The 13,111-nt window shown below is 41.3% G+C and carries 15 protein-coding genes and 2 tRNA genes; 14 read left to right on the forward strand and 3 right to left on the reverse strand.

Going from position 1 to position 13,111, the window contains the following annotated elements; all coding sequences use genetic code 11:
• The 8 genes from HZC45_04120 to HZC45_04155 all read left to right on the forward strand — a co-directional run.
• Window positions 1-1,045 (forward strand): FAD-dependent oxidoreductase (locus tag HZC45_04120; GenBank protein MBI5682344.1); only part of this gene is annotated, 1,045 nt, incomplete at its 5' end.
• Complete coding sequence (locus HZC45_04125) at window positions 1,036-1,698, forward strand: histidine phosphatase family protein (GenBank protein ID MBI5682345.1); 663 nt, start codon at window positions 1,036-1,038, stop codon at window positions 1,696-1,698. The genes HZC45_04120 and HZC45_04125, both read left to right, overlap by 10 nt.
• Before the next feature lie 124 nt (window positions 1,699-1,822).
• Window positions 1,823-2,371 (forward strand): PepSY domain-containing protein, encoded by a 549-nt coding sequence (locus HZC45_04130; protein ID MBI5682346.1) that lies wholly within the window; start codon window positions 1,823-1,825, stop codon window positions 2,369-2,371.
• Window positions 2,368-2,598: a hypothetical protein gene (locus tag HZC45_04135; GenBank protein MBI5682347.1), complete on the forward strand. Its 231-nt coding sequence runs from the start codon at window positions 2,368-2,370 to the stop codon at window positions 2,596-2,598. Before HZC45_04130 ends, HZC45_04135 begins: the two co-directional genes overlap by 4 nt.
• A gap of 71 nt (window positions 2,599-2,669) precedes the next feature.
• A complete protein-coding gene (locus HZC45_04140; protein MBI5682348.1) occupies window positions 2,670-3,656 on the forward strand; it encodes an outer membrane beta-barrel protein in 987 nt (328 codons plus the stop codon).
• A 2-nt stretch (window positions 3,657-3,658) separates the two neighbouring features.
• Window positions 3,659-4,096, forward strand: a complete 438-nt coding sequence (locus HZC45_04145) for a hypothetical protein (protein MBI5682349.1) — start codon at window positions 3,659-3,661, stop codon at window positions 4,094-4,096.
• A complete protein-coding gene (locus HZC45_04150) occupies window positions 4,093-5,925 on the forward strand; it encodes a HAMP domain-containing protein (GenBank protein MBI5682350.1) in 1,833 nt (610 codons plus the stop codon). Before HZC45_04145 ends, HZC45_04150 begins: the two co-directional genes overlap by 4 nt.
• Window positions 5,922-7,295: a sigma-54-dependent Fis family transcriptional regulator gene (locus HZC45_04155; protein ID MBI5682351.1), complete on the forward strand. Its 1,374-nt coding sequence runs from the start codon at window positions 5,922-5,924 to the stop codon at window positions 7,293-7,295. The genes HZC45_04150 and HZC45_04155 overlap by 4 nt, the downstream gene beginning before the upstream one ends.
• A gap of 14 nt (window positions 7,296-7,309) precedes the next feature.
• Here the strand turns inward: HZC45_04155 and HZC45_04160 are convergent.
• Both HZC45_04160 and HZC45_04165 read right to left on the reverse strand, forming a co-directional pair.
• Window positions 7,310-7,385, reverse strand: a tRNA-Thr gene (locus HZC45_04160).
• Between the two features lie 178 nt (window positions 7,386-7,563).
• Window positions 7,564-7,968 carry a hypothetical protein gene (locus HZC45_04165; GenBank protein ID MBI5682352.1) on the reverse strand — a complete coding sequence of 135 codons (405 nt, stop codon included), beginning with the start codon at window positions 7,966-7,968 and terminating at the stop codon, window positions 7,564-7,566.
• Between the two features lie 332 nt (window positions 7,969-8,300).
• Between HZC45_04165 and HZC45_04170 the strand changes: the two genes are divergently transcribed.
• The 6 genes from HZC45_04170 to hisF all read left to right on the forward strand — a co-directional run bounded on the left by HZC45_04170 (window position 8,301) and on the right by hisF (window position 12,509).
• Window positions 8,301-8,376, forward strand: a tRNA-Phe gene (locus HZC45_04170).
• A 98-nt stretch (window positions 8,377-8,474) separates the two neighbouring features.
• Window positions 8,475-9,797, forward strand: coding sequence for a histidinol dehydrogenase (hisD, locus tag HZC45_04175; GenBank protein MBI5682353.1), 1,323 nt, complete (start codon window positions 8,475-8,477; stop codon window positions 9,795-9,797).
• A 26-nt stretch (window positions 9,798-9,823) separates the two neighbouring features.
• Entirely contained in the window at window positions 9,824-10,231 is a 408-nt protein-coding gene (locus HZC45_04180; GenBank protein ID MBI5682354.1) for an imidazoleglycerol-phosphate dehydratase, read from the forward strand.
• Window positions 10,232-10,311: 80 nt separating this feature from the next.
• Window positions 10,312-10,947 carry an imidazole glycerol phosphate synthase subunit HisH gene (hisH, locus tag HZC45_04185; GenBank protein ID MBI5682355.1) on the forward strand — a complete coding sequence of 212 codons (636 nt, stop codon included), beginning with the start codon at window positions 10,312-10,314 and terminating at the stop codon, window positions 10,945-10,947.
• A 2-nt stretch (window positions 10,948-10,949) separates the two neighbouring features.
• On the forward strand, window positions 10,950-11,678 hold the full coding sequence (hisA, locus tag HZC45_04190; GenBank protein ID MBI5682356.1) for a 1-(5-phosphoribosyl)-5-[(5-phosphoribosylamino)methylideneamino]imidazole-4-carboxamide isomerase: 729 nt from the start codon (window positions 10,950-10,952) through the stop codon (window positions 11,676-11,678).
• 18 nt (window positions 11,679-11,696) lie between these two features.
• Window positions 11,697-12,509 carry an imidazole glycerol phosphate synthase subunit HisF gene (gene hisF, locus HZC45_04195; protein MBI5682357.1) on the forward strand — a complete coding sequence of 271 codons (813 nt, stop codon included), beginning with the start codon at window positions 11,697-11,699 and terminating at the stop codon, window positions 12,507-12,509.
• A gap of 150 nt (window positions 12,510-12,659) precedes the next feature.
• On the opposite strand, the gene HZC45_04200 is transcribed toward hisF, so the two are convergent.
• Window positions 12,660-13,058, reverse strand: coding sequence for a YadA C-terminal domain-containing protein (locus HZC45_04200; GenBank protein ID MBI5682358.1), 399 nt, complete (start codon window positions 13,056-13,058; stop codon window positions 12,660-12,662).
• Window positions 13,059-13,111: the final 53 nt, after the last annotated feature.

Below are 13,111 nucleotides of genomic sequence, written 5' to 3' on the forward strand. Positions count from 1 at the left end.
AAGGGAGCACGGCGAGGTTAGCATACCTATAATCCCCAAATGGACAGGCAAAAAAGTTGCTGTGGTTGGCGCAGGTCCTGCAGGGCTTACAGTTGCAGGGGACCTTATAAAAAAGGGGCATAAGGTTACTGTGTTTGAAGCACTGCATACAGCAGGCGGTGTTTTGATGTATGGCATCCCTGAGTTCAGACTGCCTAAAAAAATTGTGCAGGCAGAGGTTGAATATCTTAAAAAGATGGGTGTTGAGATTGTATGCAACGCTGTTATTGGCAAACTTGACACAATAGATGAACTTTTGGCAAACGGCTATGGCGCAGTATTTATAGGCACAGGCGCTGGGCTTCCTGTTTTTATGAATATCCCGGGTGAAAATCTTATCGGCGTCTATTCAGCAAATGAATACCTTACAAGATTAAATCTGATGCGGGCATATCAATTCCCTGAATACGACACGCCGATACTTAACGGCAAAAAGGTGGTTGTTGTCGGCGGCGGCAATACTGCAATGGATTCTGCAAGAACAGCATTAAGGTTATGTCCGGAAGAGGTAACGATTGTTTACCGCCGTTCAAAAGAGGAGATGCCGGCAAGGATAGAAGAAATCCATCACGGCGAAGAAGAGGGGCTGAAATTCAATCTGCTTACAAACCCTGTCCGATTTATAGGTGATGACGAAGGTAAACTCAAGAAGGTAGAATGTATAAGGATGGAACTCGGCGAACCTGATGAATCAGGCAGGAGAAGACCTATCCCTGTTAATGGTTCTGAATTTACAATAGATGTAGATATTGCAATAATAGCCGTTGGCAATGGCGCAAATCCGCTTATACCTCATACAACCCCTGATTTAAAGGTGAACAAGTGGGGGAACATAACCATTGACTACGATACAGGCAAAACAAACAAGAAGGGCGTATTTTCAGGGGGCGATATTGTCAGAGGCGGTGCAACCGTTATTCTGGCAATGGGCGACGGAAGGCGCGCTGCCAATTCAATCCATGAATACTTAGAAACAGGTTTAAGGGGACAGTCCCTATTCTACTAAACTGTCATACCCGTCTTTTTCTTATCCGACATGGTCAGGTAATCAATCATCATGAGTTCCGCTATAACGGACACTTTGATATAGATATAACTGACATCGGTGTCCGCCAGATGGAAAACCTTGCTGACTTTCTTGCACATGAACCTATTACTGCCATCTATTCCAGCGACCTGCAGAGGGCTGTAAAGGGTGCTGACATAGTTGGCAGGAGGCTTGGCATTAAACCAGTAAAGATGCATGAATTCAGGGAACTGTCTTTGGGCAGATGGGAAGGACTTACAAGAGAAGAGGGGGCAGAGAGGTTTCCTGAAGAGGCAGGGTTCAGGTTTAGGGATTTGGCAATTTCAAAGGTTCAGGGCGGGGAGAGTTTACAGGATTTAAAAAATCGTGTAGTCCCAAAACTAAACGAGATTTTAAATAGACATAGAGATGAAGCAGTTTGTTTGGTTGCCCATGGTGGTGTCAACAGGGTAATCTTATGTGATGCAATGGGACTGCCTATGGAAAACTTTTTCAGGATTGAGCAGGACTACGGCTGTCTGAATATCATTGACTATTTTGAGGACGGTGGGGACAGATTTCAAATCTGTCCCCAAGTAAAACTATTAAACGGCGGTCCAAATCAGGAACTTCAAAAGACTAAGATTTACTGACCCACCTTTTTGCTTCCTAAAAAATTTTCATATCTTTAATCTTTTCTTAATCTTTCTTCTTTTATAATCATGCCCAAAATCCTATTTAGGATTTTGGGGATATGATTATTTATAGGAGGACAAGATGAATACTGCTACAATAAAAAAGTTTCACAAATATGCAGGTATCAGTTTTTCCATACTAATACTTACCATATCTGCAACAGGGATACTCCTGAATCATGATAAGGTCTTTTCAAGTAAAGGGGATAGGAAGGGGATGAAGGGTCTTATCTTTGAAAAGAAGGGCAAGATAGACCCCAACCTTGCCTTTGATTCCCTTCCTGTGTCTTTAGAAAAGGCAGTTTCAACAGCCCTGTCTACAGGGGTGAAGGATAAACTTGAGAAGGTGGAAATCAAGAACGAGTTTGGAGGGATAGTTTACAAGGTCAAGTTTGCAGATATAGGAAAGACAGAGGTGATAGTGGATGCTAATTCAGGTGAGGTTATTTATGTCTTTGGCAAGAAGCCAGAAAAGATAGCCAAAGACCTCCACACAGGGAAGTTCTTTGGTGAGGCATGGATGCTCTTAAGCGACATCACAGGGTTAGCCATGATAGTTTTGAGTCTTACAGGACTCTATATGTGGCTTAAAACACGAATGGCAAATAAAGACAAAGGAGGAAGATTATGAGTGTGCATCTTAAAAAGACTATCCTTGCCTTAAGTATCGTGGTAATGCTTATACTTGGGGTATTTCTTGCTAACACAGCCTATACAGCCTTTAATCACAAGGCTGTATCAGGATATGCACTTGATGGGAAACACGTGCAGGCAAAGTGTAATTCATGTCATGTTGAAGGTAAGGATTATAAGGGGGCACCTAAATTTTTCGGATTAACAAAGAGAGAGCAACTATGACCCTGGTTAGAGGATTCATCCCTGCCTTTCTGTTTCTTATCTCTATAAATACCATTGTGTATGGAGGAGATTTGAGCATCCCTAAAGCATGGGAGTATCAACTTGGGAATGGGTTAAGGGTTGCAGACACAGGTTTCAGGCTTGGTGGATATGCCAGTATGAAATATAATGACCCGAGTGGTCAGGATAGGAAACTTGTCTTTGATGACTTAAGCCTGTTTGTATTTGGAGATATAACCGAGAGGATTAGACTTTTTTCTGAATGGGAGGATGCCCATTTCTTTGAGATAGATGCAAATGGCAGATCAAGGTTCACCCACCACGGACAACTGGAGAGACTTTATCTTGATTACCTTTTTTCAGATACCTTTAAAATCAGGGCAGGGAAGTTTTTAACCCCTGTTGGCACATGGAATGAAATCCATGCAGACCCCCTTACATGGACAGTATCAAGACCCCTTGTAACCCTTCTTGCATTTCCTGAATATACAACAGGCATTCAGTTTTATGGTGATTCCACATTTGATAATGAGGAGTTTGGCTATTCTATCTTCTTTCAGAATAACGAGAGTATAAATGAGACGACTGGTTTCAGAAAAACCCACCTAATATATGGCGGGAAGATAAAGTGGTTTGGAAGGTCAGGACTAGAGGCAGCGATTCCGCTTCTTTACTATACAGAATACCGCACAGATAACAGGATATATCTTACGGGTCTGGATATCCTCTATAAGAAGAGATGGTTTGAAATCATGGGTGAGGCAACATACAGCCGTGTGGACACAAGGGCTGGCAGCGATTCAAAGGAATATGGTTATTATCTCCAAGGTGTCTATGCCTTGACCGAAAGGTTGTTCCTCATTGGCAGACACGAATATATGAACAGCAGAACAGATGGAGGAGAACTGAGGGTAATAACCATTGGCAGCGCGTATAAACCTGTCCCTCAGGTTGTATTTAAAATAGAATATCAGATTAGAAGCGGTGATTTAAGGTTTGATGATATAGATGTTGATAACGGTGAGCAATTTCTTGCCTCATTTTCTATCCTCTTTTAACGATGAAGGTATGTCTGATATTAGGGATTGTTATAGTGTTGATATTTACCCCTGCGGTCTTGAGGGCTGGGGATGATACAATTGTTGTAATATCTCTGGTCAAACCAAATGAGAAAATCACAGCAGGTATGCTTAAGGGCATATACCTTAAAAAGAAGGTTTTCTGGAAGGATGAAATGAGGATAATCCCTGTGAACCTGTCCCCGCAAAACGAAATCAGGAATATATTTTCAAAGAAGATACTGTCTATGGAACATAGGGAACTTGTAGAATACTGGAATGAGCAATACTTTAAAGGCATTACACCGCCGCCTGTTCTGGAATCAGAAGAGGCTGTAAAGAGATTTGTAATTGAGGTTGACGGCGCTATCGGATATATACGAAAAAAGAACCTTGAACCAGGTCTGGAGGTTCTATACACCATAGAGGTAGAAAAATGATAGAAAAGATAAGGAAAAGCCTTGCTATTAAAATATCCCTTCTCTTTCTGGTTGCTATTATACCGCCCTATTTTCTGACGAGCCTTTTGTATTTTCAAAACTCAAGAGAGGCAATATACAGTGAGATAGTCAGGGGATTAAAGGCAGAGACAGAACTAATCAGGGAAAATATAGATGCAAGACTCTTCCTCTTGCGGAGCAATGTAATGGCATGGGCAGGTCTTGAGGTAATGAAGGATATACTTACTGATGATGTGGATAAGAGGATTACATCTGTCCTTGAAGGTTTTAAAAGGGACTACAGATTGACAGGCGAAATATATGCTATAGGCAAAAATGGGGATGTAGTAGCGTCCAGTAATCCGCTATACATAGGCAGGAATATAAAAGATGAATATCTTGTGAGGGGTTTATCAGGAGAGATAATTGAGATTGATGCCCATTCTTCTAAAATAAGCAGCAGGCAGGTTATATCCTTTATTGCACCTATAAATCCATCCTTTCTTGGTTCAAAGCCAATAGGCGCCATTGTTCTGGAATATGAAGTTAATGGTCTTAAGGATGTCCTTGCAATAGGCGGCATACCCATCCTTGCTGTATTAAATAAAAAGGGTGAGGTGGTGGTATCATCACAGGAAGGGGCTGTTGAGAAGACAGGCATTACAGATTACATAGACGGAAAAGGGACAGCAACAGCAGCCTCTTCTAGAGGTTACATTGTAGCCCTTTCAGTGTCAAAAGGGTATTTTGATTTTAAGGGATTTGGATGGAGGTTAGCCGGGGCAGTAGATGAGTACGAGGTGCTTTCACCTGTAAGATGGGTGGAGAAGGAAAGTCTTTTACTGGGTATATCAGGTGCGGTTGTTATATTTATCCTTATATTTGTATTTGCAAACAGGGCTGTCAGACCTTTAAAAGAACTCTCTATTATGGCAGACCATATAGCAAGGACAAAGGATTTTACCTCTGGTTTTGTAGGCACTAAAAGGAGTGACGAAGTCGGCAAACTTGCACATGCCTTTAACCATATGGTGGAGGAGACAAAGGGTTACATAAGCAAACTAAAAGAGATGGAAGAGGGGGTTAGAAGGGCAGACAGGCTCTCTGCCCTTGGTGAACTCTCTGCAGGTATGGCACATGAGATTAAAAATCCACTAGGGATCATAAAAAGTTCTGCTGATATGTTAAGGACATGGCTGGAAAAGGATTTAAGATGTAGTCCTCTGGCATCTGTTATATCAGAGGAGTCTGACCGTCTTGCAAAGATACTTGAGGCATTCCTCCAGTTTGCAAGGCCAAGGCCGCCGCAGATAGCACCGTGTCAGATAAATGATGTGGTGAAAAAATCTGTAAGCCTGTTAAGTCCTGATATTAAAAAGTCAGGTATAATAATGGAAGTTGAACTTGATGATGCCGTCCCAATAATTAAAGCTGATGCGGACCAGTTGCATCAGGTCTTTGTAAACCTTATAATCAATGCCATACAGGCAATGCCGGAAGGCGGGAGACTATTAGTAAGTTCAATGTTCAACCCCATATTTAATACAGGGCAAGATGCAAAATCCAAGACTTATGATTTTGTAGAAATAGCCTTTTCTGATACAGGTTCTGGCATATCGCAGGAATATAAAGATAAGATATTCAACCCCTTTTTTACAACAAAGGAAAAAGGTTCAGGTCTTGGTCTTGCTATTGTTCAGCGGATAATAGAAGGACATAAAGGCTGGATAAGGGTTTGGCAAGGGACACCTTCAGGAATTACATTCAGGATATATCTGCCTGCGCCTGCGGCTGCATATTCTAATCATGGAGAAGAGGGGATAAAATGAAAACCATACTTGCAGTAGATGATGAAAAGAACTACCTGCTTGTTATAAGCACCCTTTTAAAAGAAGATGGATACGAGGTCATTACCACACAAAATCCTTACAGGGCTGTTGAAATATTGGATGAAACCCCTCTCCATCTCATTATTACAGATATGAAGATGCCGGGTTTATCAGGCATAGATATACTCAAGGCTGTGAAGGAAAAAAGACCTGAAATCCCTGTCATAGTCCTTACAGCCTTTGGGACAGTTGAAACAGCAGTAGATGCAATGCGGCTTGGCGCATACCATTATATACTCAAGCCCTTCCAAAATCAGGAGATAAAACTTGTGGTGAACAGGGCATTTAAGATGGTTGACCTTGTGGAGGAGAAGAATCTCCTGAATCAGGAACTATCCGCAAGGTTCGGCATCAAAGGTTTTGTTGCAGAAAGCGGTGCAATGAAAAATATCTTAAGCCTTGTAGAACAGGTTGCCCCTGCCAGAACCACAGTTCTGATACATGGAGAGAGCGGGACGGGAAAGGAACTTATTGCAAGGGCAATCCATCAGAAGAGTTCAAGGGCAGAAAGACCGTTTATTGCTGTAAACTGCGGAGCACTCACAGAGACACTCCTTGAAAGCGAACTCTTTGGACATGAAAAGGGGGCTTTCACAGGTGCAACTATGCAAAAGAAAGGTAGATTTGAACTCGCAGACGGAGGCACCCTCTTTCTCGATGAGATAGGGACAACATCACCTGCCCTTCAGATAAGGCTCTTGAGGGTTTTGCAGGAACAGGTATTTGAACGGGTGGGTGGAACGAGAAGCATAAAGGTAGATGTGAGGATAATTGCTGCAAGTAATATAGACCTTAAGGAACTCATAGAAAAAGGGGGTTTCAGGGAAGACCTCTATTACAGGTTGAATGTCTTTACAATCACCATACCGCCTTTAAGGGAGAGGAAAGAGGATATAATACCGCTGGCAAACTACTTTTTAAATATCTATTCAAAGGAGATTGGCAAACAGATTAACTCTATCTCCAGAGAAACTATAGACCCTCTTATAAACTATCAATGGCCAGGTAATGTGAGGGAACTTAAAAATGTTATAGAGAGGGCGGTTGTTGTTTGCAGGGGACATGAGATAGGATGTGGGGAACTTCCCATGGAGATTAGGCATGGAAGTGTAAAACAGATGCTGTCCAGGACTATAGACCTTACAAAACCTTTGCCTGCCGCTGTAGAGGAGTTTGAAATGGAGATTATAAAAGAGGCATTAAAAAGGACAGGAGGGGTTCAGGCAAAGGCTGCAAGACTCCTTGGTATAAGCCCTACAAACCTTCAGTATAAAGTTAATAAATACGACTTGCCTGAAAAAGCCAATTAAATAAATAAGATTTATGGAGCCACCGGAGGGATTTGAACCCCCGACCTGACGATTACAAATCGCCTGCTCTACCTGCTGAGCTACGGTGGCAGTGAAATTTGTTAAATTATAAAAACATATTATAGCAAAGTCAATCTTAAATTTTGCTCCGAAAATTTTGCTCCGAAAATGCACCGTAGCGGCTGACTGTCCTGCTGGCAAACCATCTATTTTTAGTTAAAAACGATAGGCGAAAAGTGTAAAACAAAGGTACATTAGTTTTTAGTTTTTATCTTTGCGTTTTTCGCTTCTCAGCAGGCATGGCAGTCAGCCTCACACCTTTTTTCAGGAAGGTCTTGCTTAACATCTCATGTGCTATAGAAAAGTCATGGGATATTTCAATAACAATCCCTGATTTTTCAGCACCCCTTATTAAGTATCTCCTTTTCTTTGGAAGCGATGAAAAGTCTGTCTTTGGGAGGTCTATGTGGTAGGTATAAAAGACTTGTGTCCTCCAGCCAAGCCAGTTGAATGACCTTATGTCGTTTATAAAAGGATAATTTGTAATAACGGCATAATCGTAGTTTGACTGCAAAAATTTGGCAATAATATCAGTTATTTCAAGGAGATGATTTATTGCCTTTGATGGAAATATGGTCTCTGACGGTTCAATGATACAGGAATTTATCGGCATTAAAGGGACTCCGATTGCCGCAGGCAGACCAAATTTCTTTGATATGTTAGATAGTGTAAACTCTTTTCTGCAAATTCGGTAAATTCAAAAAGGGTCTATTTTTAAAATAAATAAGTTTTGCTTTAAGCCCTGATATGTCTATGACTTGGAACAATTTTAGCCTCTTTTTTCACAATCTTAAAAAGGAAATTCATATAAGTTAATTTATAGTTTACAACCAGTTTGAACAAAATATGCGACAAAGTGCTTGACAATTTCAGGCAAAAAATGGTTAAAAGGGTGGTATTGAAATATCATAAAAAAACCTATTTTATTTACATAATCAATATCTTGCCCAGATAGCTCAGTAGGTAGAGCAGAGGACTGAAAATCCTCGTGTCGGCGGTTCAATTCCGTCTCTGGGCACCATAAAAATCAAGGGGTTGCAGGAATTTTCAGCAATCCTTTTTTTATTTAGCGAAATTAACCTTGCACCTCTTAAAATTCTTCTATATTATATGAATACCATGAAGGTTTTTTCTGCAAATAGGGAAGATTTTGTCCGATTTATTGATACTATCATAAAAAGAGGTCAGTCCGATACATCTGATATTGAAAAGATTGTCCGAACCATCCTCACGGATGTTAAACGAAATGGTGATAATGCAGTTCTGAAATATACAAATAAATTTGACAGCACTGCCATAAAACATGGATACAAATTAAAGGTTACCAGACAAGAAATAAAGAATGCCCTAAAAATAATCCCGGCAAAAGACCTCAAAATACTGAATCTTGCAGCCAAAAGGATTGATAGATTTCATAAAAAACAACTCCAGAAATCATGGTCTTATACCGATAAGGATGGAACTACTCTGGGACAGATGGTTGCACCTATTGAAAAGGTTGGAATATATGTGCCGGGTGGAAAGGCTTCTTATCCATCAACAGTCCTAATGAATGCCATACCATCAAGGATCGCAGGGGTAAAAAAAATCATTATGGTAACACCTCCATCAAAGGACGGCGTAAACCCTTATGTCCTTGCATCAGCAGGCATTGCAGGTGTAGATGAGATTTATACAATCGGAGGTGCGCAGGCAATTGCTGCCCTTGCATACGGAACAGATACAATCCCAAGGGTTGATAAAATTGTTGGTCCAGGAAACATCTATGTGGCAACTGCAAAGAGACTTGTATTTGGCACTGTTGATATTGATATGATTGCAGGGCCTAGTGAGATATTGATTATAAATGATGGCGCTGGAGACCCTTCATGGATTGCAGCGGATTTACTATCTCAGGCAGAGCATGATGAACTTGCGTCAAGCATACTTCTGACAACATCAAAAGATATGGCAGATGCTGTGACACAAGAGATTGATAAACAATTTAAGACCTTAAAACGGAAAGATATTGCCAGAAAATCTATTGATAATTCTGGTGCAATCATTATTATAAAAGACTTAAATGAGGCAGCAGATATTTCTAACAGGATTGCCCCTGAACACCTTGAACTTTTTGTAAAAAAACCTTTTGAACTTCTAAAAAAGATTAAAAATGCAGGGGCAATCTTTTTAGGACCTTACACCCCTGAGGCACTTGGTGATTATATGGCAGGACCAAATCATACCCTTCCAACAGGCGGCACAGCAAGGTTTTCTTCTCCTTTGGGTGTAGAAGATTTTGTAAAACGTTCCAGCATTATTTCCTTTTCTAAAAAAGGACTTGAAAAACTTGGCAAAGATGTAATAAGGTTTGCAGATATAGAGGGACTAGAGGCACATGGTAAGAGTGCAGGGATAAGACTGCATGGAGAAAAAAATGCCAAGAAAAGCAAAGATACTTAGAAAGACAAAAGAGACTAATATAAGATGTGGATTATCATCATACTGTTGAAGATGTAGGTATATGTCTTGGTAACGCCTTTAAACAGGCAACAGGAGATAAAAAGGGTATACAGAGATACGGTTTTGCCTCTGTTCCAATGGATGAGGCATCAGCATGGGTAAGCCTTGATATAAGCGACAGGCCGTATCTTGTTTATAAGATTGCCTTCCCTAAAAAAGGGAAGATAAAGGATTTTGACCCTGACCTTGCAGAGGACTTTTTTCAGGCATTTGTAAACAGAAGCGGAGTTACTCTGCATATAAATGTGCTTTACGGAAGGAATGTCCATCACATTATTGAGGCAGTATTCAAGGCATTTGGCAGGGCACTATCAGAGGCAGTAAGGATAAATCCAAGAATTAAGGGTATAATGTCAACGAAAGGAAGGCTGTAAGAGCAGGCTATAGGCAATGGGCTATAGGCTATGGGTTTTCCTATCGCCTATTGCCTCTCGCCCATCGCCAGTCTTTATCTATTTTTATGATTGCAATCATTGATTATGACATGGGAAATTTAAGAAGCGTCCAGAAAGGCTTTGAACGGGTTGGACACACCTCTATCATTACAAGAGACCTTAAAGAGATTTCAAGTGCAAGCCATATAGTTCTTCCAGGCGTAGGTGCATTCAAAGACTGCATGGAAAATCTTAATAAATATGGTCTGATAGCACCAATTATTGATGGCATAAATAAAGGCAAACCATTCCTTGGTATATGCCTTGGTTTACAACTACTATTTACAGAAAGTGAAGAATTTGGAGTCCACAAAGGACTGGATATTATAAAGGGCATGGTTAAAAGGTTTACCTTTGATCAAGCGGAAAGATTAAAAATACCTCATATGGGCTGGAATGATATACGGCTCACGGCCCACGGCTCACGGCCCACGGTCTTTGAGGGCATACCTGACAACTCGTATTTTTATTTTGTCCACTCATATTATGTTGTGCCAGATGATGATAATCTCACTGCATCTAAAACAACTTACGGGATAGAGTTTACAAGCAGTATATCAAAAGACAATGTCTTTGCCTGCCAGTTCCATCCTGAAAAAAGCCAGAAACTTGGCTCATTAATACTTAAAAACTTCGGTAACCTGAAGGGATATTAGTTATGCTGGTTATCCCTGCCATTGACATAAAAAACGGCAAATGCGTCCGACTGACACAGGGGAAGATGGATGCAGAGACTGTATATTCAGACAGCCCTGTCCAAGTTGCTAAAAAATGGGAGCGGTCAGGTGCAAAACTCATCCATCTGGTTGACCTTGACGGCGCTGTTGAAGGTGTGCCTAAAAATAAGGAGGTTATTAAAAATATATTCGCATCAATAAATACACCTGTGCAGATTGGCGGCGGCATAAGAAATATTGAAACAATAGAATATTATCTTGGCTTCAAACAGGTTCAAAAGATAATAATTGGCACAAAGGCTTTGGAAGATCCGTCTTTGGTAAAAGATGCCTGCGTAAAATTTCCACAGAGGATTGCAATAGGAATTGATGCAAAGGATGGGCTTATTGCAACCCACGGCTGGATAAATATCACCTCTGAAAAGGCAATAGATTTGGCAAAGAGGTTCAAGGATATTGGCGTTTCGTGCATTATCTATACTGATATAAAAAGGGACGGCATGCTTCAGGGACCAAATATAAATGCCATGAAGGAGATGATGGATAGTGTCCAGATACCTGTGATAGCATCTGGCGGTGTAAGTTCTATAAAAGATATACAGGCATTAAAAGATATAGATGTCTATGGTGTAATTATAGGTAAGGCGCTCTACACAGGGGCAGTGGATTTAGAAGAGGCAATTAAGACAGTGAGCAGTGAGCAAGGATAGGAGGAGGGGTTTAGAAAAATGCTGACGAAAAGGATTATACCATGCCTTGATGTCAAGGACGGCAGGGTTGTCAAAGGAATTAGTTTTGTTCAGTTAAGAGACGTTGGCGACCCTGTTGAATGCGCTTTAGTATACGAGGAGCATGGTGCGGATGAACTGGTATTCCTTGATATTACCGCATCCCATGAAAAAAGGAATATTATTATTGATGTTGTGGAAAGGACTGCAGCAGAGGTATCCATGCCTCTTACAGTCGGCGGAGGCATCAGGACACTTGATGATATAAAGGCGCTTTTAAGGGCAGGCGCTGACAAGGTATCAATCAATACTTCGGCAGTAGACAACCCTGAATTTGTCCGAGAGGCTTCTCTAAAATTCGGAAGTCAGTGTATAGTTGTTGCAATAGACGCAAAGAGGAAGGATGTAAAATGGGAACTTGATTATGCCCGTGATATAGATAGTTTTAAATATATTACACCTAGTTCTGTGCTGCCTGAATGGGAAGTCTATACCCACGGCGGGAGGACAAACAGGGGTATAGATGTTATTGAATGGGCTAAAAAGGTTGAAGAACTTGGCGCTGGTGAGATACTTCTGACAAGCATGGACAGGGACGGCACAAAAGAGGGTTATGATGTGGATTTGATATTTGAGGTTGCAAGGAATGTGGAAATACCTGTAATTGCATCAGGCGGTGCAGGCAAACTGGAGCATCTTTATTACGCACTTAAAGATGCAGTGCTTGCCGCTTCTATATTCCACTTTGGCGAATGGACAATCCCGGAGGCAAAGAGGTTTTTAAAGGAAAAAGGCGTAAGTATGAGGATGTAAGTAGTAGTAAGAATAAAGTAAGAAAGCAAGAATAAAGACGAATAAATAAAGGGGACAATAAATAAAGGGGACAATAAATAAAGGGGACAGATTTATTTTCTATCTGTCCCCTTTGTCTGTCTTCTGAAGGGTCTATCCGACTGGCTTCAATTACCAACTGTATCCTATACCTGCACTCACGGTTGAGACGTTATTACTGTATCCTAGTCCGGCCTTTGCGCTGATATTTTTTGTAATTGCGGCCTTGACTCCAATAGCCATTGCATCTACTTCTTCAAAGCGGCCGTAACCTATGCCTACTGAAAATCTGTTGCCACTAGCCGCTTCCGGGATTGCCGTCAATGCTGCCACAGAGGCAACTCCTGCAAAAGCCTTTTGGAGCTGACGGAAATTGACTGCATCAAAGTCATGGGTACCATCATCAACGCCGTGCACCTGCACTGGCTGGCCGGTTGCACTGTTGCTGAAGGTGGCTCCATAGTCATGAAGGGTCAGGCTGGTGGAGGCATTGCCGCCGGAAAGGGTGGTTCTAGATTCCTGCACCACCAAACCGTGTATGTTGCCTGCGGTGTTGGTTACTGTCAAGGCTGCAGTGGCTTGGG

Source organism: Deltaproteobacteria bacterium, from assembly GCA_016223005.1.
In the GTDB taxonomy this organism is placed as follows: domain Bacteria; phylum Desulfobacterota; class GWC2-55-46; order UBA9637; family GWC2-42-11; genus JACRPW01.

Bases quoted from the DNA above. Each gene is read 5' to 3' on its own strand.
- HZC45_04155 (MBI5682351.1), top strand. From the start codon at position 5,922: ATGAAAACCATACTTGCAGTAGATGATGAAAAGAACTACCTGCTTGTT.
- hisA (MBI5682356.1), top strand. From the start codon at position 10,950: ATGCTGGTTATCCCTGCCATTGACATAAAAAACGGCAAATGCGTCCGA.
- hisF (MBI5682357.1), top strand. From the start codon at position 11,697: ATGCTGACGAAAAGGATTATACCATGCCTTGATGTCAAGGACGGCAGG.
- HZC45_04145 (MBI5682349.1), top strand. From the start codon at position 3,659: ATGAAGGTATGTCTGATATTAGGGATTGTTATAGTGTTGATATTTACC.
- hisD (MBI5682353.1), top strand. From the start codon at position 8,475: ATGAAGGTTTTTTCTGCAAATAGGGAAGATTTTGTCCGATTTATTGAT.
- HZC45_04130 (MBI5682346.1), top strand. From the start codon at position 1,823: ATGAATACTGCTACAATAAAAAAGTTTCACAAATATGCAGGTATCAGT.
- HZC45_04135 (MBI5682347.1), top strand. From the start codon at position 2,368: ATGAGTGTGCATCTTAAAAAGACTATCCTTGCCTTAAGTATCGTGGTA.
- HZC45_04150 (MBI5682350.1), top strand. From the start codon at position 4,093: ATGATAGAAAAGATAAGGAAAAGCCTTGCTATTAAAATATCCCTTCTC.
- HZC45_04165 (MBI5682352.1), bottom strand. From the start codon at position 7,968: ATGCCGATAAATTCCTGTATCATTGAACCGTCAGAGACCATATTTCCA.